The sequence below is a fragment of the Microcoleus sp. S1D4 genome (genome assembly GCF_036700765.1).
GTDB lineage: Bacteria > Cyanobacteriota > Cyanobacteriia > Cyanobacteriales > Microcoleaceae > Microcoleus.
In genome coordinates this window covers 226186-247027 of record NZ_JAUBPP010000006.1, presented here as the reverse complement: position 1 = coordinate 247027, position 20842 = coordinate 226186, and the positions used below count along the sequence as shown (strand labels likewise).

Genomic DNA, 20842 nt, shown 5'->3' with positions numbered 1-20842 from the left:
AAAATTTTAAATGTTATATCTCTTTACCCGCCAACAATCAGCGAGAGACGAGCCAACAAAGGCCAGCTTACTAGCAGTCCCAAAAGTGCAACTCCGAACAAAATTGTCAGGGCGTAAAACTGAGTTTGACCGTTGACGTTGTATTTGAGGCTCTGCCCGCCGAAAACAGTGGCAAAACCTACTAAATTTACGAATCCGTCAACAATATTGCGATCGACCCAGGATATGATTTGGGATACCAGACCGACGGCAAATACCACTGTGACGCGGTAAAGTTTGGCGGTGTAAAAGTCGTAGGCAAAGAAGTCTTGTACGGCTTGAGAACCAATTCGCACCGGTTTTTCCCACTTTTCGTTGAGATAAATAAATGCCCCTGCACCGATGCCGATCGCACTTGACAAAACCAACAGTCCGACCGCAGTATAATTCAAAGTTGCCAAAGGCAAAAGTTGCCACGCGGCGAGCAAGTGCGGAACGTGCAAGGTAAATCCCATTAACACGGTCATCGGCAAGATAAAAGGCCAGGAAACTTCGGGGGAACGTTCGGTCATTTGCTTTGGTTTACCACCAAAAACTAAACCGAAAACGCGCACTAAGCCAAAAGCAGTTACACCGTTGACAAACAGCAGGACTCCTAACAGTGAAGGGTGGGTATTCCAAAACCCGCCTGCTAGTTCCGATAAAGCCCAAAAGCAGCCGAAGGGCGGCAGTCCAATCACTCCAGCAGCGCCGACAAGAAACGATATTCCCGATATCGGGCGCTTGGGCCACAAACCGCCGAGAGCTCGGACATCCTGAGTGATGCTGTTCCAAACTACTGAACCAATGCTCATCACCAGCAAACCCATTGCCAAGGAATAACCAAATATCAATGTCAAAGCTGTTTGGGTTTGTCCGGTACCGACGGCGATAAATACCAAGCCCATGTAAGAGCTAACTATATAGGATAGCGTGCGCTTGATGTCGATTTGGGCGATCGCAATTAAGGAAGCACCAACGGCCGTTGCAGCACCTACAATAATAGTTGTCTTCAGTCCCACGGGCGACAAAGCGATGACCGGCTGCAATTTAATCAAAATCCAAGCGCCGGTTTCCACAACTACCGTGTTCCGCAAAATCGTTGCCGGCAATGGGCCTTCCATCGCTTCATCCAGCCACAGGTGCAGGGGAAATTGAGCGCATTTGCCCATCGGGCCGGCAATCAAAGCTAAACTCAACAGCGTGGCGACTGTGGGGTCAATGTTTGCAGTCTGAGCCCAAACTGCCAATTCGTCAAAATTCCAAGTTCCCGCCAGCGGCAGAATTGCAACTACTCCCATCAGTAGGAATAAGTCTCCCACCCGCTTAGTCAAGAAAGCGTCGCGGGCTCCCGTCACTACCAAAGATTGATTGAACCACAACCCGATTAGCAGGTAAGTTCCCAGAGTCAGGACTTCCAAAATCATGTAGCTGAAAAACAGGGAGTTGGACAAAACTAAGCTGCACATCCCCGCTTCAAATAGCCCCATCAGGGAGAAGAACCTCGCCCAGCCCCAGTCCATTTCCATGTAGCCGAAGGCATAAACCTGCGCCACAAAGTTTAGTCCGGTAATCAAAACTGTAGCCCCGACGGTGACAACAGAGATTTCTACGGGAATGGTGAGGTCTAAACCTGCGACGTTCAGCCAGGGAATCAACTGCTGTTGTGCCGGTTGGTTCCAAGCTGCGGTTAGGGCTATGACGCCGTGGGCGAAAGCGAAGAAGGTTAAAATGGCGTTTATGTAACCGGAGGGTCTAGGGCCCGTGCGGCGGGTTAGTCCAGGAAACCACAGTATCGACAGAAATGCGCCGATGAGTGGGTAGCAAGGTATAAACCAAACGGTCTGGAGTAGGATTTGAGCCATTGGCACTACCTGTAAATGTTACAAAAAATTAATAATCTGAGAATAATCTCGATCGCCAGTAAAGAAATTTTGGGGTGACTGCGAATTTCTTGTCGTTTTGAAGCCGGCGCTTCAGAATAGACTTATTAATTTTATATTAAGGATTGCCGGAAATTTTCATATTTGCTGATTAATGGTACTTATCAGAAGATAAATTATACTTATACGATGCAAAAATAAGAGGGCTGGCCAATAGTCTCCAACCCGCTTGTATAGCGGGTTTTGCCTGTATAGAAGTAGAGAATCGGTGTTAACCGCCCCGTATTTTTTTTAGTGATTAAAGCTGGTCAATTTCCCAAGCTGCTAAAGGAAGTTTGGCTTGGCGCTGTCCGATCGCCCTTGCTCTAACATTCAAAAGACCGATCGGCGTATGTAACAAATCTACCAGATCGAGGCGGGCGAGATCACTTTTAGCCGCAGCAACCGGCAACTCTTTTAACAGCCACCTAGCCAGCCGATACAAATATTCGCCTGTGGTAAATTCACGCATCAAATCGACGCCGTGGAGTTCGTGCAAATATTTATTAGATTCGCCGTACCGATACCATTGACTTTGCAACTGTTTTATTGTAGAACGGTGGCGGTGTCGGACGATCGCACTTTCGGCAAAATACATTTTATAGGATGTTTCTCGCAAAATCCGCCAGCATAAATCCGCATCGCCACCACTCGTAAGGTACGGGCGAAACAAACCGACTCCTGCTAAAATCGGCCTGCGTACAGCTAAGTTGGCGGTTTGACCGTAGGCACAAAAAGGGTGAGCGAGAGTATGTTTTTGAGATAAAGTATTGTCGCGGGCTGCGTGTTTTTCTAAGAGACTATTACCGGGGAGGGCGAGAATTTCCCCCGCGCTAATTCCTACTTCTAAGTCAACAAATGGCTTAACTAAATTTTCCAGCCAGTGAATTTCGGGGCGACAGTCTGCATCGGTAAAGGCAATTATTTCACCTTTTGAGCTGTGAATTCCGTTGTTGCGGGCGGCGTAGGAACTTTGAATCTGGTTTTCGGTGAGGTGGCGAATGGTTATTCTATCCAAAGGGCTTCCCCCCCTTACCAAGGGGGGGACTGAGGGGGGGTTCAAGTTTGTAGCTGTTTGGATAATTGCTGAAGTGCGATCGCGACTGTTGTTGTCTACTATGAGATATTCTACACTGTGTGGCGGATAAGTTTGCGATCGCAGACACTCGATTAAATCCGGCAAATCCCTCTCACCGTTGTAAACAGGTACCACAACCGAAACAAAGGGTAAAAACTCCGCACTGTTCATTCATCCTCTCTGCTGGTTGTTGAGTCAATCAGGACTAAAGTCCTTACTACGAACCAGTTTTATTTTACCTTTTTTGAGGCTTTTTTTAATCTAAAACTGGCAAAATGCCCGTTCCACAACTGCATTGAGTTCTTGTGGAACGGGCATCTTATTTGTTTTTTAACATGGCAGAAAACATCAGCTACATATGCTGTAAACTCTATTAATAATCCGCTGTTAACTATTGCTAGACAACATCAAAATCATTAATACTAACACCCCGTTAGTTAAATAAAAGATACCAACCACCTGAGTTTCCAGCCAGCCGCACAGTTCTAAATGATGGTGCAGCGGAGCCATTTTTAACAGACGCTTGCCGATGCCATCCGGGCCTTTCGTAGCTTTATAATAACCTACTTGAGCAATTACCGACAGCGTTTCTACAAAGAAAATCCCGCTGATAATTAATAATATCCAAAGGCTATTTGTTAATAAAGCTACCGCACCCAACGCACCGCCCAAAGCTAAGGCCCCTGTATCGCCCATAAACACTTTGGCTGGATTGCGATTGTGAGTTAAGAAACCGAGACAACTGCCGCTGATGCAGGCGCAAAATATCATTAATTCTGGCGAAGTTGAGGCTACAGATGCGCCTAATCCCAAAAGTGCGATCGCCCCTAAACCTCCCATCAACCCATCAATGCCGTCGGTAAGATTAGTAGCATTGCTTTCAGCAACTAACACAAAACCCGCCAGCGGCCAAAACAGCAAACCCAAAGGCAATACCCAACCGAAAGGCAAAGCAATGTTCGTAGAAATTGCTGGATTGTGCAACATTAACCACAGACAAAATAAAGCTGCAAAACCTATTTGCAAAGCCAATTTCATCCGAGGTGAAATACCTTTATTCGACTTGTGGCGCAGAATTTGCCAGTCATCCAGCCAGCCGATGAAACCGTAAGCTAAAGTTAAAGCAGATACTGCCACAACGTCTGAGTTAAAATTAGACCAGAGTAAAGCGACTGCGACTCCCGCCGGTACAAAAAAAACTCCGCCCATTGTTGGAGTTCCGGCTTTTTTTAAGTGGGCTTGGGGGCCGTCTTCGCGAATTATTTGTCCTGCTTTCAGTTTTTGGAGTACGGGAACTATTAGATAGCCCAATCCCGATGCAACGAAAGCACAAACCACTAGCGGTAAAAATAGCGATCGAGGCAAATTCAAAAATCTGCCCGCTGCTACATCTAAACCGATCGCTACAATGCCAAGTCCAAAACCCAGCACGAGCAATAAATTCCGACCTGTAAGTTTGAAAGGTATACTAAAAGGGATTCTTTCATCGACAAAGTTATCCATATCACTCCTGCACACACACCATTTGAGAATAAGCAATTGACAATTGAGGAATAGGGTGGAATACCGGAGATTGCAAAATCTCTTAGTTTTTATTCCCTGTTTCCGGTTGATTCTTTCACCCTGTTATCCGTTATTCGTCGCCTGCACCCGCATCATCTTCAGCTTCTTCTTCTAAATCATCGTAAGGATTGTCGTCAACTGCCATCAGTTCGGGAAATTCTTCTTCGTTGAGATAGTTGGGTTCTTGGACATCCCTTGCTAACAGGCGATTCTGAGATTCCAACCAGTCTAAAAGAGATGATTCCTGCTTTAATGGAATTACGTCCGCAGGCAAGTGGCGAGGGATTTGGCGCAGAGATGGGTTATACATGATTCTCGGTTTCTAAACGGAAAGACGCGATCGAGTAGAGGTAATATTTTGCCGAGTGACTGCTCTTTCGATCAATCGCTTGCACATCCGGCATTTAGCAGCGCTAGGGCATTATACCACAGAGACTGTTTGCTTCCGGATCTCGATAGGATGGCAGACCGAAAAGGAACTTGTCCCGAGCATGGGCCCCAGAATAACACTAAAATCCGCTCTTGCCAATCCTTTTTTAGCCGTAAGTATTGTAATCTGAGACGATCGCCCTTTAACAGATCCAGGACGCAAGGTTCTCTGGCAAGCGGCAGATTCACAACACTCTCCTGGTTTTCGAGTGAAGCCTGATGGCAAATAGCCTCTACATTGTTCAGTCAACTCTCAAGCAATAAATCTCAGGATGGATACCACCGCAGCCGTTTTATACAACAAAGAGGGTTACGACACCACAGGAAAGAGACTTCTGGGGCGTCATGCAGCCGGAGAAGGATTTCTCAAAAGCTTAGTCCAACACGGCACCGCTGACTCTCTCTACTGTTGTGCAGATAGCCAAACCACTTTTGAGGAATTTTGTGCCCGCATCGAACCTTGGCTGGAAACACCTCGGAAAGTCCGCTGGATTCCCACACAACGATCGGATTTGCTATCTCAACCGGGGACAATTTACCGACCCGATCCGGCCCTGGCAGATCTGGCTTGGGCGCGCAGATTTGTCGATCAGCGGGCCTACAGCATTTGCGGCGTTACCCACACAATCGGTACAAAATACGTCATGGAGGCGATCGGCGATTCGATCGCCGCACCGACACAGCCTTGGGACGCGCTGATCTGCACCTCTGGGGCCGTGAAAACAGCAGTAGAAGGAGTTCTGACGCAGTGGTCAGAATATTTAGCGCAGCGCAACGGCGGTCAACCGGAAATTTTGATCAAATTGCCAATTATTCCCCTAGGAGTCGATTGCAGCGCGTTTCCGCAGGGTGTGGAAGCAGTTAACAGCCGCCGCCAACAGCGACAAGAACTCGGCATTTCTCCCGGCGATATTGTTGTGTTGTTTGTCGGTAGATTAACTTTTTCGGCAAAAGCCCATCCCGTACCAATGTACATCGCCTTAGAACGGGCAGCACAGCAAACCAAAGCTAAAATCCACCTAATTCAAGCCGGTTGGATCGAAGATTTGAGAGAAGAACCCGACTTTAAAAATAGCGCGCAAATATTTTGTCCCTCCGTAAATGCTATTTTTTTAGATGGCAGAAAACCGGAAATTAGAATTAATATTTGGTCGGCGGCCGACATTTTTATTTCGCTTTCCGACAACATTCAAGAAACCTTCGGACTGACGCCAATCGAAGCAATGGCTAACGGACTGCCGGCCATAGTTTCTGATTGGAACGGATACAAAGAATCAGTACGCCACGAAATCGACGGCTTCCGCATTCCCACACTGATCCCGCCGCCAGAAGCTTGTTTAGATTTAGCCCTAAATTATCTCGACGGTAGTTTGAATTGGCCGACTTACATGGGTCACACTTCCCTAGCCACAGCAGTTGATATTGATGCTTGTACCCGTGCCTTGTGTCTGTTAATTGACAGCGCAGAATTGAGAAAGCGGATGGGCGAAAATGCCCGACAAAGGGCGAGGGAGATTTATGATTGGAAAGTAGTAATTGCTGCTTACGAACAGTTGTGGCGGGAATTAGCAGAAATTCGGGTTTCTGCACCGGAATCGGCACCTTTAAAACCAGGGAAACCGCCTTATCCGCTAAGTGACGATCCGTTTCGGGTGTTGGGCCATTATGCGACTAGAACTTTAACCAATGATATGATGCTGAGTCTGGGTGCGATCGCCACACCAGAACTTCTGAAAGAGTTGCAGACTATTTGGTTTAGCAGTTTCGGTCAAGACCGAAGAATCTCTGTTAAGATTCAGATGGAGATGTTAAAGGCGATCGAGCAAAAAGGCACTGTTAGCGCGGGCGAGATTCTCAGGCTTTATGCCAAAAACGAGCAAGAATTAGCACACCTGTATCGGACGCTACTCTATCTCGTAAAATTTGGCGTGCTAGTCATTGGGAATCGGTAATGGTTCATGTTAAATCGAATAAGATTCGGCGGTTGAAACCACTCCTTATCAAACGATTTTCGCGGCTAGACTGAAGATTAAAATAAATCTAGGGTTCGCACTACGTACAGAGAAGAAGAGGGCGGGCTTTGCCATTTTTTAAGTCATTTGTATCATATATCCTTAGCTAAACCCGCCCCTAAAAAATGCTAATGACTACTGACTAATGACTACTGACTACTGACTACTGACTCTTAAAAAACTATGCTTAAAAAATCTGGACTATTAGAGATAATTGCTGGTAAAAATCGCGGTTTGCTGGCGACTCCAAACGACAAACAGGCGATTTTAAGTGCGATCGCCCAATTGGAAGATTACAACCCCACATCTCGCCCCGTCGAAGCCGCAGAGCTTTTAGAAGGTGATTGGCGGTTGTTGTACACCAGCAGCCGCGCCCTGTTGAATATTGACAGTTTTCCACTGTTAAAATTAGGTCAAATTTATCAATCTATCCGCGTCAAAGAATCAAAAATTTATAACATTGCCGAAGTTTACGGATTGCCTTATTTAGAAGGAATTGTCAGCGTAGCTGCGAGATTTGAGGCTACCTCGGAACGGCGAGTGCAGGTAAAATTTGAGCGATCGATTTTGGGTTTAAGCAGGTTGATTGGCTATGAATCTCCGGCAAAATATATCGATGAGATTGAGTCGGGGAAAAAGTTTGCTGCTGTAGATTTCAAGCTGGATACTCGCGAACAGCAGGGATGGCTGGATATTACTTATTTGGATGGCGATTTGCGGATCGGGCGTGGCAATGAAGGAAGTGTCTTTGTCTTGACAAAAGAGTAGTTTTGTGATGTGCGATTGAGTGCGATAGATCTTTTGCTTGAAAGTTGCGATCGATCTAAAATGATAAAGAAATCAGCTTTTTTGCGGTTTTTGCGGTTTGTAACGTGTCTTTTCAGCAAAAACCGGGTTTCTGGGTTCCCAGCAGATAAATATCAACTTCATTTAGGACAAAGTTATCCTCAATTTGGTTTTGAATTATGACTTCTACAACTGCAAAATTCATTGTGTCTCAAGTGGGTGAAATTCCCCAATGGCAAGCAGCAACATGGGAAGATTATGTGGCTGCTTGCGAAGCTCCGTCTTTGGAAGAAGCCAGAATATTTTTTTATGAAGGATATCTTTGGATAGACATGGGTAACGAAGGGCCTCAGCACGCCAGATTTAACGATCTTTTTACAATCATATTTTTTGTGTGGTTTACCACCAAAGCAGGACAAAATTTTGATTCTCTTAGCGGTTGTGTCATTGAAAAACCTAAAGTGGGTTCAGGTGCACCCGATAAAGTTTTATACATTGGCGGAGACTTCCACCAATCCGAAAAAGGAGAACCGCGACGCATTAACCTCAATAATTCACGAGTTCCCGATTTAGTCGCAGAGATTTCCGATACTACTTTGGCAAGCGATTTAGATGGAAAGAAGCGCTTGTATGCTGCTTTGGGAATTCCTGAATATTGGGTAGTAGATATTAAGGGCGAAAGAGTTTTGGCATTTCGATTGCAGGAAAATGGGCAGTATCAGGAATGCGAAATTTCTGGCGCGCTGGAGGGATTGCCGATTGCTTTGCTGTCGGAGACTTTGAAACTTTTGAATGAAGGAAATGGAACGGCGGCGATGTGGTTTGCTCAACAAATTGGGAATTTGTAGGCAGTTTAAACAAATGCAAATGTTGTACCAGTTTCAAAAAAAATACAACAATATTTGGTATGGTGGGTGGGAGTATCTCAGTTTTGATAGCGATTGAAATTGATTTTTGAGACGTTTCTTCAAACCGTCCAGGCTGGGTAATCATAAATTTTATAATTTGCACAACAAAACTTTACCAAAAATCCTTAATATCTCCTAAATAAAAATGCTCCGACTCTCCCAAACCCAACTCAAAATCCTCGAAGAATGCCCCCGCAAATTTCAATACAGCTACCTAGAACTCCTCGCCACCACCGCATCCCCAGAACACAAAGAAAAACTCACATTGGGTAGCCACTTTCACCTCTTGATGCAGCAGCGAGAACTCGGACTTCCCATTGAATCCATCATCCAACAAGACCCCGAACTGGGGCGCTGTGTAGCAGCATTTATCAACGCCGCCCCCGAACTTTTCGCAAACTCAGAAAATAGCGATCGCATTTTCCGCCAAGCCGAACATCCGCGCATCTTAATTTTTCAAGACTATCTATTCACAGTTATCTACGACTTATTAATCGCCGAACCCAACACAGCCCAAATCCTCGACTGGAAAACCTATCCCCGCCCTCAAAAATCTAAATGGATAGCCGAAAGTTGGCAAACTCGCCTCTATTTATACGTCTTAGTCGAAACCAGCGATTATTCCCCCGAACAAGTTTCTATGACATACTGGTTCGTCCAATTCCAAGGAAAAGAACCGCCGCAAAAACTCACATTTTCTTACAATCAAACAGAACACGATCGCACAAAACAAGATTTAACCCAAATATTGCAGCAGCTAACCGACTGGCGACAGCGCTATACCGAAGGCGGCGAATTCTTCCCGCAAGTAGAAATTAGTGCCAATCTGTGCGATTCCTGTCAATTCGCCACTAGATGTAACCGCACCCAAGACACCCAAATTTCCTCACTAAACCTTCCGGCAGAAACTCCCGCAAATTGGCTGCCAAATCTTGCTATAATCGAGGAAATATCTATTTAATATTATGTTCGGTCGATCGACCATAATTAAAAATAGTTTGTAGTGCGGACTTAAATCCGCAGTTTCACACGACTTCTGTGCGATGCTGCGAACCAATTTTATTGCAGTCAACCGACAGGACGCGATATAATTAAACCTTTTACTATGCAAAATCTTCGGACAGTTTCAATCTTGGACGCATTGGGATGCTACAAACCCGGTTTCTACGAATTTTGGCGGCTATAAACGAGAAATTTAGGAAGAAAACGGGTTTCTGATTTGTTAGCAAGCGAGGGGCGGGTTTATAGATATAGCCTTTCAAGCCAAAGATGAGGTACTGTCGGGCATAGGGCATAGGGCATAGGGCATAGGGCATACCTCACCACGCTTGAGAAAGGCTATATTGTGGATTTGAATTAAAGATTGTTGGTAAACCCTCCCTTACAAAGTTATGGTTAACTTAGCTACTCAAAAAATCAATTTAAACATCTAAAATCAAATGGTCGAATTAGCTCAAGATTGGCAAAATCAACCCATAGCCCAACCCCCAGATTGGCTAATCCAAGCTGTTAGAAAACACGCGCCAGGACTTCCCGGAAATTATGCGGCGGCACTTCTCTGGCACAGAGGGATTGACAATCCAGAACAAATCCCTGGTTTTCTAAACCCCCAACTTTACCAGCCAGCAAGTCCCTTTGAATTCGGACTAGAAATGAACTGGGCGATCGCACGAATTCAGCAAGCAATAAACAACAGCGAGAAAGTCGCAATCTGGGGAGATTTCGATGCCGATGGCATAACTTCAACCTCGGTACTTTGGGACGGAATGGGAGAGTTTTTTACTCAAAATGACCAATTAACTTATTACATTCCTAACCGTTTAACTGAATCTCACGGACTCAATATTCCCGGCATAGATAAATTACATGAATCTGGAATTAGCTTAATTATTACCTGCGATACCGGCAGTACAAATATTGCTGAAATCGAATATGCTACTAGCTTAAATATCGATACAATTATCACGGATCATCATACATTACCGGACGATCGCCCGCCAGCGACAGCAATCATCAATCCCCGCTACTTTCCGGCCAACCACCAACTGTTTAACCTGTCTGGCGTTGCGGTAGCTTACAAATTAATCGAAGCATTATATCACACATTGCCGGATATTCCGCAGCGCCCGCTCACAGATTTATTGGAGTTAGTGGCGATCGGCTTAATTGCCGATTTAGTCCAACTTACAGGAGACAGCCGCTATCTAGCACAAATCGGCATAGAACAACTGCAAAAACAAATCAACAATCCCACCCGTCCGGGAGTTGCAAAATTGCTCGATTTGTGCAAAAGAACGGGCGATCGCCCAACCGACATTTCCTTCGGTATCGGCCCCAGAATCAACGCCGTCAGCCGCATTCAAGGCGACGCCAAATTCTGCGTAGAACTTCTCACCAGCCGCGACAAAAAACGCTGCGAAGAACTAGCAAATTTAACCGAAATTGCCAACACCAGACGCAAATCTTTACAGAAAGATGTTGCCAAAGATGCAGCCGAAAAACTCGCCAAACTCGACCTTTCAACTACTAGCGTTATTGTCCTCAGCGACCCCCAATGGCCCGTAGGAGTATTAGGATTAGTCGCAGGACAAATCGCCCAAGAATACGGCAGACCCGTAATTTTATTCTGCACAGAAGGAAGCGAAAAAATTAACCCCAGTCTTGCGGAAACACAAGTAATTGATTCTTTAAACCCGGATTTGGCAACACTTTCTCCATCCCAAATCCTAAATTCCAAATCCCCAATGGCCAGGGGTTCGGCGCGTTCCGCCAATCAAATCGACCTTTACCAATTAGTCAAAGACCAAGCGCATTTATTGGACAGATTCGGCGGTCATCCCTTCGCCGCCGGATTGAGTCTCCCTGTTGAAAATATTCCTATATTTACCGATGCCGTAAATCAACAACTCCGACAACAATACAGCCCAGATAGTTTAACAGCAGCCTCCGTTCAAGCAGATTTAAAAATTACTGTAGCCGAGTTAGGGAAAGAGTTATTTCAAGAACTCAAATTGCTCGAACCCTGCGGTATGGGCAACCCAGCACCAAAATTGCTGGTGGAAAACTGCTGGTTTCAGAATATCAAAAATAAGAATATTCAAGATTTAAAAGGAAACCAAGTAAAGTATATCAAAACTTCTTTTGAAGTTTGGGATGAATCTAGCGATAGAGGATTTCCCGGCATTTGGTGGGGACACTACCGAGACGAAGTTCCCCAAGGGCGGTGCGATGCAACTGTCGAACTTGATTTCAATACTTACACGTCGGACTATGAAGTGCGGTTGATTTCTGTGCAGGAATCCAGGGATGAGAAACAAGTTAATCCCCAGACAAAAATAGATTGGATTGTAGACTGGCGGAATAGAAATAACGATGAAGAGTTGTTAGCAGCTAGCAGAAACTTGGGATCTCAAATGCTGGCAGAAAATCCCGACTATTTGGAAATAGCCGATCGCGAAAACTCAATTATCCTCAAAGAATGTCCAGCAAGCTGGGACGAACTGCGGATCTGGTTTCGGAAAGCGCAGCAGACTAAGCAAAAACTGGCGATCGCCTACAGTTTACCCCCACCATTGCCCCCACAGCAAATCTGCCAACAGCTTATCGGCATCGCCAAATACCTCAGCCGCACCAACAAACCAGTCACCAGACACCAACTAACTCAAAAACTAGGCATCGGCGACACACCCCTGCGATGGGGGTTCACAACCCTAAAAAATCTCGGTTTCCAAGTCAATTATCGCGATCGAGCTTTTCACATCACCAGACAACCGGAAACTGCACAAAAGGGAGAGAAAATCTCCAAAGCCTTATTTTCTAGTCCCTCAACCCAATTCGACGAGCCCAATTTTCCGCCAGCAGTCGGTTTTGTAGCGCAATTCCTAGCAGCAGTCTCCGAAGAACAATTCCGCAGGAAATATTTTTGTGAAGTACCCCTTTCCACCATTGTGTCGATCGCCCGAGAAACCGTTATCCAAGAAGATTATACAGAAAATTTCTTTTAACCTAATCTTTGCAACCCTTGTTAAACAAGGGCTTTCGGGCTTTTTCTAGCTATGAGTTCACGCTTGCGCTGGTGGCGCGGGGTTCCAAAGGTTGTGAAGCGAAAAACTTTGTTGTGGAGATCGCTTGACAGACCGATTCCTGACGCCGGTACAACAACTCAGTTCTAAGAAATATCTTAGTTCTCAATTGATGCCGATAAAATAAGGCATAGGACAATGGGAGTTATCCCTTGCGAGTCACGCCCAAAAACTCAAAAGTCATAACTCACAGCCCAAAACCAAAAACTTCCCCACCGCTTTGAGTCGATCGCACATCTCCAATTTAAAAGCCCTATGATCCTCTGTCCCCGCTGCCAATTTGAAAATCCCAATCTAAACAAGTTTTGTCAACAATGCGGAAATTCCCTAATTTACAAACCTTGCCATGAATGCGGAGCCCAAGTCGCTGTTAGCGCCGCATTATGTCAAAATTGCGGAGCCGCAACAGGTCAAGTGTGGCGGGCAATTATCTGCAGTCCGTCGAAATTTCTAGCAGTCCCGCCAGACCAATCAACCATACCCCCAGCCGAATTTGCCCAAAAAAGCGACAACCTTCTAGAAACCGCATCAGCCCAAAACTCTCCCGAACCGATCGCCAACCCGATTAAAACAGAAATTACCGCCGACGCAGCAACAGCCGCCGCAGCAACTTCTCCGCAGCCCGATGCCGCCGAATTCAGCAGCCCAGAAAATATTGACCCAGAAAACATCGTCGAGGCGATCTTCCCCGCATCCTTGCAAACAGACCAAAAAAGCTCCATAACAGCACCAGAGCGCGAAATAACCTTATCTGAAAGCAATTTCATCACCGCACAACAGCCAGCTCCGCCCCCACAAACAACAGAGAACCCCGAGGTCGCATCTCCCCAATCCCCAGAAATCCCCGTCCCCAATTCCGAATATTTAATTTCTTCCCAGCCTGCGGGAGATTATCTAGACAGCCAGCAGCGTTACCAACTCCTAGAAACCCTGCCGGCGAGAAAACCCTCAGACACAGTAGCAGTAAAAGTATTAGACACTCAGCCGCTGCAACTGTCACCGCTCAAAGCAATGCTAGCAGCCAACTCTGCCAGCGTCGCCAAACGAACTTCACCCTACAAAGCAATCCAAGACGGAGACAATTCGACCAATTCGGCCTTAGCAGAGCTTTGCCAAGGCATAGCCGAACCTTATCTAGCACTCCGCTGGCAATTCTCTCACAACCTGCCAGTCATTCACGATAGCTGGTCAGACAACAAACAGGCAGTGCTGCTGCTAGAAAACTGCTCCCAATGGCCGCTGCTGGTAGAACGGTGGAGTCAGCCGGAAACATCCATCCAGCAAATTGTGTACTGGCTGCACGAAATGACAGAACTGTGGGCAGCCCTAGAACCTTGGCGCTGTCGGCAAAGCTTGCTGGAACTGACAAATTTGCGAGTCAACCCCGACACTTCCTTTTCCTTTGCCTCTTTGCGGATGCAATACCTCTATCCCGAACCCGCCGGCTCAAACCTGCAACTAATAGATTTGGGGCAATTGTGGGAGACGATATTTAACCAGTCCGCTCGCACTCAGTTTGGCGCATTGCTGGAACTGCTGCAACAAATGTACCGAGGCGACATTGATACCATCGAAGAATTGCGATCGCGCCTAGAAACCGTTCCCCTCGAACTCCAAACCCCACCAGCAGCAACCTTAACCCTAACCCCCACCCGTTTCCAAAATAGCATCCCCGACAACTCGCCCTCCGACGCTGGCGAAGTCTTAACGCAGCCCATGCCAGTCCAGATGTACAGCTTAGAAGACTCAGGCCTCACCGATGTCGGCCGCACCCGCGACCACAACGAAGACTTCTTCAGCATCTGGACTCAGATAGACAAACTCGAAACCTGCTTCGGTCGCATCTTTCAAACCAAAGGGCTTTACATTCTCTGCGACGGGATGGGCGGACACGACAGCGGAGAAGTAGCAAGTCAACTAGCGGCTGAAACCCTCAGAGACTTCTTTCAAAACTGTTGGGAAAATCAACTCCCCCAGGCCGACACCATCCGCGAAGGAGTGATCCTCGCCAACAAAGCCATCTTTGAAATCAATCAAAACGACAAACGCTCCGGCAGCGCCCGCATGGGTACAACTTTAGTGGCAGTCTTAGTTCAAGACACCAAATTCGCCGTGGCCCACGTCGGCGACAGCCGCCTCTACCGACTCAGAAAAGGCCAGCCCCTAGAAAAAATTACCTCAGACCACGAAGTCGGACAGCGCGAAATTAAGCGCGGGATTGACCCGGAAACTGCTTATTCCCGTCCCGACGCCTATCAACTAACTCAAGCCCTCGGCCCGCGAGACGGTAATTTTCTCAAGCCTGACGTGCAGTTTTTAGACTTGTGCGAAGATACTTTATTGATTTTGGCCTCCGACGGTCTGACAGATAATGATTTGCTCGAAACTAATTGGCCAAGCACTCTCGAACCCCTGTTGAATCCCCAGACTAATCTGGAGCGCGGAGTTGCCGAGTTGATTGAATTAGGCAACAAATGCAACGGTCACGACAACCTGACGGCAATTATCATTCGCGCCCAAGTAGGCGCATTTCGCTTTTAGATTTTGGATGCTGTCCACTGTTCCAAAGCAGCGCCCTGGCCCGCTAGGTTAAAACTGTAATTGTTGGGCTATCTGGAACAGGAACGGCCTTTTCCGGGCAAGGCTTGACTTTCTGTCCTCTTACCTGAATTGCGATTTAATTAAGTGAATGCTTAATCTATCTACGATCAAAAACTTGTTGTGCTTCCGGTCATCGGCAACCAATGCTGCTAAAAAAACGAGTTTTTGATTGTGAGTCTGACAATCTTTTGCTCGATCGGGAAAACGCAGCGATTATTCGCTCTCTCATTTCCATTATTATCGGTTAGTAAGGATACGCCGTTCTGAATTCGTGCCTGTAGACTGGAAGCAACCGACTCCCGAAACAGAAGCAGGAAATAAAATAAGTTTCAAATGTGTCCTTGATGTCAGTCTTGTCCATCTTATCTAAATCTTACCGGGCAGAATTAATCCTATGAATCGAAAATGCTGCTGACTCTTTTAGATCCAGAAAAACAGACCCCCCTGCAACAGTGGAGTTTCGAGAGCGAGTCCATTGTCCGCATCGGCCGTTCTCCTGAAAATCACGTTGTGATCCCCAATGCTCTTGTGTCGCGCGAACACCTGGAATTGCAAAGAGTTAAAAGCGGCACCGACAGTCAGTGGTACTTAGTCAATTCGGGAACAAATGGCACTTTTGTTAACGGTATTCTCATGTCTCAGGGTTGGATCTCCGACGGTGTGCTGATCCAGTTGGCGCGGGGCGGCCCAACTCTGCATTTCCAAGCTGTCACGATTGAATTCGGCGGCAAAATTGAGGCGATCCCTACCGCCCATACTGCCACCCCGAGGTGTACCCACGCGGGAAACCCGCCGGGGAATTTATTCTGCATCCACTGTGGCGAACCGATTAAAGTCGATCGCACTATCCGTCACTACCAAGTGCTGCGAACCTTGGGCCAAGGCGGTATGGGGACAACGACTTTAGCTTGGGATCGAGAGAAAGCCAAAGTTCAAAAACCCGGAAGTTCTCCCGCAGCTTCTTTGGTAGTCCTCAAAGAAATGAATGCTGATATGGCTCAAATAGGTAAAGCTCAAGAACTGTTTGAACGCGAAGCTAAAACTCTCAAGGCCCTCCACCATCCGGGAATTCCTCAGTTTTTTGACTTTTTTGTCGAAGGGGGGAAAAAATATTTAGTAATGGAAATGCTTCACGGCGAGGATTTAGAAAAACGCATCTACAACCGCGGCCCTGTTGCTCCCAAACAGGCGATCGAGTGGATGATCCAAACCTGTGAAATTTTGGATTACATTCACTCTCAAAAACCCCCGATCGTCCACCGGGATATTAAACCTGCTAATTTGCTGGTGCGCCACCGCGACAATGGCATTACAGTGCTGGATTTTGGTGCGGTTAAAGAAATCGGCACTCCACCGGGCACTCGCATCGGCGTGGAAGGCTACACCGCACCGGAACAAGACCGGGGACAACCTCTCCCTCAGTCTGATTTATATGCGATCGGGCCTACTTTAATTTTTTTGCTGACGGGCGAAAGCCCTCAAAAGTTTTATGGCAAAATAACTCAAGGTTACGGGTTTAAGCTGGAAAATATTCCGACGATCGCACGTTCGTTGCGCGAGACCATTTTGCGAACCACTGCAACTAAACCGGGCGATCGTTTTCAAACCGCTAAACAATTAGCTAGAGCTTTAGCAGCTTGCCTTTAAGAGAAGGAAGAAGGAAGAAGGAAGAAGGAAGTTCGGCAACGAGCAATGTACGGGATGTAACGGATGTAACGGATGTAAGTCCGTCGGAAGAAGGAAGAAGGAAGAAGGAATAGGGAAGAAGGAAGGAAGAAGGAAGAGGAAAGAGGGAAGAAGTTAGAAGCGGCAAATTTATTGATCAATTTACCCGATCGCCTGTTAATTTCTCCCAGATACCAAAGTCCTCCGTCTGGGCTGTTATTCCTCGTCCCAAGCTTCTACAGCGATCAACTCGCTAACGGGGTCTTGCATAGAAAAATCAAACTCTAGGAGTTGCTGTTTCCAGTAAGGCCATTCGTCCCCATAAAGCAAAGCTATTTTCCAAATACTGTCTGTCGGCTTGATAATGTCAGACGTGACGAGAGAATGCACCTGACGCTGGAACTTAACCATCGGCTGTATAACCTGCTGGCTCATAATACCTCTTGAATTGTTTAAATCTTGTGTAATTACCACTTCCCAGCGCACACTCTTTATCGCAGTTTCGCCAAGAACCGTCTAGCCAAGATACGTGTAGATTTTTTTCGGGAAGCTACATATTCAACTTGTATCTTAACACAGTTCGTTTTGACAAGGGCCTATAAGCAAGACTGAAGAGTCAAGATTGACTTCAAAGAATTAATCATCTTTCAAAATGTCGCGCTATATGCTGTCGAGCGGCCGTGGGAAGTTTGCGGCCTCGATTGTTTCCACATATCATAGCATATGCTGCAAAGGCTGCGTTCGGCTGATTTTTGACAAGGCTGATTTGGCGATCGACTGAAATTACTCTTTCGCTGCTACAGTCTAATTTCCGCTTTCGGGCGAGTCAAGCATTCGTTTCAACTTCGGCGCTAGTGAAAGCTGCCAGAGTTGGGACTCAACTGCATAAACTAATTATAGCTCTATTGAGGGCAAAGGCGGTCAAAAATTGTTAGATAATGTTGATCGGAATCCGCGCGACTGTCGGTAGAACATTCTAGGCCGCCCGACGCAGGCGTGCCAGCAAGTTCCCAACCCATAGTCCTAATGCACTAAATCTAAAATCTAAAATCTAAAATCTAAAATCTAAAATTGCATGACTTGGACAAGGCGACACATTCTCACTCTAGCTGATTTTACCTCCGACGAATACGACACGGTGCTGCAAACTGCGGCCAGTTTTCGCGAGGTGCTCGGCCGCCGCACGAAGAAAGTGCCGGCCCTGCAGGGTCAAGTGGTCGCGAATTTGTTTTTTGAACCCTCCACCCGGACTCGCAACAGTTTTGAATTGGCGGCGAAGCGGCTGTCGGCCGATACGCTGAATTTTACCCCTGGTAGTTCTTCTCTGACCAAGGGGGAGACTATTCTGGATACAGCTAAGACTTATCTGGCGATGGGAACGGATTTGATGGTAGTCCGCCACGAACAAGCTGGAGTTCCGAGCACAATTGCTTCGGAAATGGATCGGTTGGGTTCGAGAGTCAGCGTTCTCAATGCCGGAGACGGCCAGCACGAACACCCGTCCCAAGGTTTGCTAGATTTATTTACTATCTGTTCTCTGTTAGATAGCGAAGGCCCGCGGCTGGAACTTTTAGCGGGCAAAAAAATTGCTGTGGTGGGGGATATCTTGCATTCGCGGGTGGCGAGGTCGAATATTTGGAGTCTTACGGCTTCTGGGGCTGAGGTTCATTTAGCCGGGCCGCCGACTTTGCTGCCCCTGTTGTTTGCTGAGTGCGGCGATGTTCGTCCAGGTAAGTTATTTTTGCACTGGCAGCTTGAACCTGCTTTGGCTGATGCTGATTTTGTGATGACTTTGCGGCTGCAAAAGGAACGGATGAGCCAGCATTTGCTACCGAGTTTACGAGAGTATCATTCTTTGTATGGGGTGACGCGCGATCGGCTCAAACTCTGCAAGCCGGATGTGAAGGTTTTGCACCCAGGCCCGGTTAACCGCGGCGTGGAAATTAGCTCGGATTTGATGGACGATCCCCAATTTAGCCTGATTTCTCAGCAAGTTACCAGCGGCGTAGCGGTGCGGATGGCCTTACTGTATCTGATCGGCGGCGGTAAAGTTTAGGTGGTGGGCTGTTAGTGATTCTCAGGAGCGATCGCCTCTTTAAAATATAATCGTTACCCGGTCAGCCCGGGTAACGATTAAAATTCTTTCTAGAAAATGTAAATTTATCTAGTTAAGAATTAGTTGATCCAGGCAGTAGAAATCCAGCCGCCGCCTTGGAGTTGGGCCCAGCCGTGTCTGTAACGACCTGTCAATGCCACGTTATCTCCATTGTATAGCTTGCCGATGACACGAGCGCAGCCATTGGGGCGGTGGCGGATATTTAGGCGACCGCCGTTGGTGGCAACTTCGCCGTAGCGGTTATAGCCATGACCGCCGCCGCAGCGTTGTTTGTAGCAACCGGCCTGCGCTTCGCCAGCGACTCCCATAACAGATAAGGCTACTGCCATACCTGCAACGCCTACCAATGCAGAAGTAGGAACTTTCAGTTCCAGTTGGAGTTCGGACTCTGGAGATTCATAAGCAACAAAAGAATGATTCAATGCTAGTGCTTCCATAGTTTCCTCATGATTATTGTTAACAGTTGTTGATGCAGACTCAGGTCAAAACGTTAGATTAACAGCCCAAACCATTAATTTGTGGGTAAAAAAAGGTACAAAAGGGCGTTACAGTCTTGCTTTGCCGAGTATTCGCTTGCTTAGCCTGAAATCTGCACAAGTACATCATGCCATTTAACCAGCTTTCGGGAACAAAAAATAAATAAAGTTTACATTTTTTCCTATAACTTTGGACGGGGTGGCTCGGTATGAGCGCCGAATGAAAGTTAACTGTGTCATCAAAAAGCGAACGCAATCATCGCTTGGGTTGTGAAATTCCTTGCCGCGACTCTGGCATAATAGGACTTATTTTGCTGTGCTTGCTGATTGATTTGCGATTGCCGATAGATAGCTATGGGCGATCGCGCAAACAGGCTCCTCGCTTTTCACCACTGTCGGAATTTGATTCTGGTGAGTTATATTTGGGCCGATCGCACTGCTACAACTATTCGGGCAGATTCCCGAAGAGAGATAGCTAGGCTTCACAACTATATTGCTAAAAATTGATTTTTATGTATGCGTGACATGATGCAAGATAAATCGATCGCGACTGGATTTGTGTCAAGATCGATCGAGTTCTCCAGCATCACCTCTTTGGCAATGAACTCTATTTCTGCACTTGCGATCGGCACAATACCTCAATGTCATGAATCAGACAGCTTCGCCGTTACCATAGCGCCGTTATCTGTAGAAGAAATATACACTTTGGCAGATGACCACGCCAACGGAGCCGTGGTAATGATGAGCGGTACAGTCCGCAACCAAACTGACGGTCAAGCTGTAGTTTCCCTAGAATATCAAGCCTACGAACCAATGGCCGTGCGAGTATTCCAGCAAATCGCTACGGAAATCCGCCGTCAGTGGGTCGATGTCAATCGGGTCGTCATTCACCACCGCGTCGGACACTTGCAGGTGGGGGAAATCAGCGTACTGGTGGCTGTGGGGTGTCCCCACCGAGACTCGGCCTTTGCAGCTTGTCAATACGCCATAGATACGCTCAAACACAACGTACCGATTTGGAAAAAGGAACATTGGGCCGACGGTTCTAGCAGTTGGGTTAGTATTGGAGCGTGCGAGGTCAGTCATTAGTCATCAGTCATTAGTCATTGGTTATTGGTTGTTTGTTATCAAGGCTTTTCGGGATCGTGTCCCATGCCCCAGTCTCCATCTCTTCCCCTGTTTGGGA

Annotated in this window: 17 protein-coding genes; 11 read left to right on the top strand and 6 right to left on the bottom strand. The window is 46.9% G+C overall.

What is annotated here, in order from left to right; all coding sequences use genetic code 11:
- Window positions 1-23: 23 nt before the first annotated feature.
- The 4 genes from QT998_RS09390 to QT998_RS09375 all read right to left on the bottom strand — a co-directional run bounded on the left by QT998_RS09390 (window position 24) and on the right by QT998_RS09375 (window position 4891).
- On the bottom strand, window positions 24-1883 hold the full coding sequence (locus QT998_RS09390; RefSeq protein WP_333088093.1) for an NAD(P)H-quinone oxidoreductase subunit F: 1860 nt from the start codon (window positions 1881-1883) through the stop codon (window positions 24-26).
- Between the two features lie 316 nt (window positions 1884-2199).
- On the bottom strand, window positions 2200-3189 hold the full coding sequence (locus QT998_RS09385) for a glycosyltransferase (RefSeq protein WP_333088092.1): 990 nt from the start codon (window positions 3187-3189) through the stop codon (window positions 2200-2202).
- A 216-nt stretch (window positions 3190-3405) separates the two neighbouring features.
- Window positions 3406-4521, bottom strand: a complete 1116-nt coding sequence (gene mraY / locus QT998_RS09380) for a phospho-N-acetylmuramoyl-pentapeptide-transferase (RefSeq protein WP_333113953.1) — start codon at window positions 4519-4521, stop codon at window positions 3406-3408.
- A gap of 130 nt (window positions 4522-4651) precedes the next feature.
- Window positions 4652-4891 (bottom strand): DUF3134 domain-containing protein, encoded by a 240-nt coding sequence (locus QT998_RS09375; protein WP_194010307.1) that lies wholly within the window; start codon window positions 4889-4891, stop codon window positions 4652-4654.
- 391 nt (window positions 4892-5282) lie between these two features.
- On the opposite strand from QT998_RS09375, the gene QT998_RS09370 reads away from it, so the two are divergent.
- From QT998_RS09370 to QT998_RS09335, 8 genes are all read left to right on the top strand, one after another.
- Window positions 5283-6962, top strand: a complete 1680-nt coding sequence (locus tag QT998_RS09370; RefSeq protein ID WP_194068821.1) for a glycosyltransferase family 4 protein — start codon at window positions 5283-5285, stop codon at window positions 6960-6962.
- A gap of 243 nt (window positions 6963-7205) precedes the next feature.
- Window positions 7206-7790, top strand: a complete 585-nt coding sequence (locus QT998_RS09365) for a PAP/fibrillin family protein (protein WP_194068823.1) — start codon at window positions 7206-7208, stop codon at window positions 7788-7790.
- 197 nt (window positions 7791-7987) lie between these two features.
- Window positions 7988-8656, top strand: a complete 669-nt coding sequence (locus QT998_RS09360; RefSeq protein WP_333113950.1) for a Uma2 family endonuclease — start codon at window positions 7988-7990, stop codon at window positions 8654-8656.
- 205 nt (window positions 8657-8861) lie between these two features.
- Entirely contained in the window at window positions 8862-9677 is an 816-nt protein-coding gene (locus QT998_RS09355; RefSeq protein WP_333113948.1) for a PD-(D/E)XK nuclease family protein, read from the top strand.
- A gap of 478 nt (window positions 9678-10155) precedes the next feature.
- Complete coding sequence (locus tag QT998_RS09350; RefSeq protein WP_333113945.1) at window positions 10156-12720, top strand: single-stranded-DNA-specific exonuclease RecJ; 2565 nt, start codon at window positions 10156-10158, stop codon at window positions 12718-12720.
- 333 nt (window positions 12721-13053) lie between these two features.
- On the top strand, window positions 13054-15339 hold the full coding sequence (locus tag QT998_RS09345) for a serine/threonine phosphatase (protein WP_333113943.1): 2286 nt from the start codon (window positions 13054-13056) through the stop codon (window positions 15337-15339).
- 465 nt (window positions 15340-15804) lie between these two features.
- Window positions 15805-17046 carry a protein kinase domain-containing protein gene (locus tag QT998_RS09340; RefSeq protein WP_333088079.1) on the top strand — a complete coding sequence of 414 codons (1242 nt, stop codon included), beginning with the start codon at window positions 15805-15807 and terminating at the stop codon, window positions 17044-17046.
- Window positions 17037-17159 carry a hypothetical protein gene (locus QT998_RS09335; protein WP_333113942.1) on the top strand — a complete coding sequence of 41 codons (123 nt, stop codon included), beginning with the start codon at window positions 17037-17039 and terminating at the stop codon, window positions 17157-17159. Before QT998_RS09340 ends, QT998_RS09335 begins: the two co-directional genes overlap by 10 nt.
- Window positions 17160-17280: 121 nt before the next feature.
- Here QT998_RS09335 and QT998_RS09330 read toward each other — a convergent pair whose 3' ends face one another.
- Complete coding sequence (locus QT998_RS09330; RefSeq protein ID WP_006631282.1) at window positions 17281-17499, bottom strand: DUF4327 family protein; 219 nt, start codon at window positions 17497-17499, stop codon at window positions 17281-17283.
- A gap of 640 nt (window positions 17500-18139) precedes the next feature.
- Between QT998_RS09330 and QT998_RS09325 the strand changes: the two genes are divergently transcribed.
- The gene (locus tag QT998_RS09325) at window positions 18140-19120 is read left to right on the top strand and encodes an aspartate carbamoyltransferase catalytic subunit (protein WP_333088075.1); all 981 of its coding nucleotides are present in this window, start codon (window positions 18140-18142) and stop codon (window positions 19118-19120) included.
- A 119-nt stretch (window positions 19121-19239) separates the two neighbouring features.
- Here QT998_RS09325 and QT998_RS09320 read toward each other — a convergent pair whose 3' ends face one another.
- Window positions 19240-19617 (bottom strand): SH3 domain-containing protein, encoded by a 378-nt coding sequence (locus tag QT998_RS09320; protein WP_194012624.1) that lies wholly within the window; start codon window positions 19615-19617, stop codon window positions 19240-19242.
- A gap of 272 nt (window positions 19618-19889) precedes the next feature.
- On the opposite strand from QT998_RS09320, the gene QT998_RS09315 reads away from it, so the two are divergent.
- Window positions 19890-20135, top strand: coding sequence for a hypothetical protein (locus QT998_RS09315; protein ID WP_333088072.1), 246 nt, complete (start codon window positions 19890-19892; stop codon window positions 20133-20135).
- Window positions 20136-20256: 121 nt separating this feature from the next.
- On the top strand, window positions 20257-20745 hold the full coding sequence (locus QT998_RS09310; RefSeq protein WP_333088411.1) for a molybdenum cofactor biosynthesis protein MoaE: 489 nt from the start codon (window positions 20257-20259) through the stop codon (window positions 20743-20745).
- Window positions 20746-20842: the final 97 nt, after the last annotated feature.

Excerpts from the sequence above, each read along its gene's own strand:
- QT998_RS09390 (WP_333088093.1), bottom strand. The coding sequence starts at position 1,883 with ATGGCTCAAATCCTACTCCAGACCGTTTGGTTTATACCTTGCTACCCA.
- QT998_RS09385 (WP_333088092.1), bottom strand. The coding sequence starts at position 3,189 with ATGAACAGTGCGGAGTTTTTACCCTTTGTTTCGGTTGTGGTACCTGTT.
- mraY (WP_333113953.1), bottom strand. The coding sequence starts at position 4,521 with ATGGATAACTTTGTCGATGAAAGAATCCCTTTTAGTATACCTTTCAAA.
- QT998_RS09375 (WP_194010307.1), bottom strand. The coding sequence starts at position 4,891 with ATGTATAACCCATCTCTGCGCCAAATCCCTCGCCACTTGCCTGCGGAC.
- QT998_RS09370 (WP_194068821.1), top strand. The coding sequence starts at position 5,283 with ATGGATACCACCGCAGCCGTTTTATACAACAAAGAGGGTTACGACACC.
- QT998_RS09365 (WP_194068823.1), top strand. The coding sequence starts at position 7,206 with ATGCTTAAAAAATCTGGACTATTAGAGATAATTGCTGGTAAAAATCGC.
- QT998_RS09360 (WP_333113950.1), top strand. The coding sequence starts at position 7,988 with ATGACTTCTACAACTGCAAAATTCATTGTGTCTCAAGTGGGTGAAATT.
- QT998_RS09355 (WP_333113948.1), top strand. The coding sequence starts at position 8,862 with ATGCTCCGACTCTCCCAAACCCAACTCAAAATCCTCGAAGAATGCCCC.
- QT998_RS09350 (WP_333113945.1), top strand. The coding sequence starts at position 10,156 with ATGGTCGAATTAGCTCAAGATTGGCAAAATCAACCCATAGCCCAACCC.
- QT998_RS09345 (WP_333113943.1), top strand. The coding sequence starts at position 13,054 with ATGATCCTCTGTCCCCGCTGCCAATTTGAAAATCCCAATCTAAACAAG.
- QT998_RS09340 (WP_333088079.1), top strand. The coding sequence starts at position 15,805 with ATGCTGCTGACTCTTTTAGATCCAGAAAAACAGACCCCCCTGCAACAG.
- QT998_RS09330 (WP_006631282.1), bottom strand. The coding sequence starts at position 17,499 with ATGAGCCAGCAGGTTATACAGCCGATGGTTAAGTTCCAGCGTCAGGTG.
- QT998_RS09325 (WP_333088075.1), top strand. The coding sequence starts at position 18,140 with ATGACTTGGACAAGGCGACACATTCTCACTCTAGCTGATTTTACCTCC.
- QT998_RS09320 (WP_194012624.1), bottom strand. The coding sequence starts at position 19,617 with ATGGAAGCACTAGCATTGAATCATTCTTTTGTTGCTTATGAATCTCCA.
- QT998_RS09310 (WP_333088411.1), top strand. The coding sequence starts at position 20,257 with ATGAACTCTATTTCTGCACTTGCGATCGGCACAATACCTCAATGTCAT.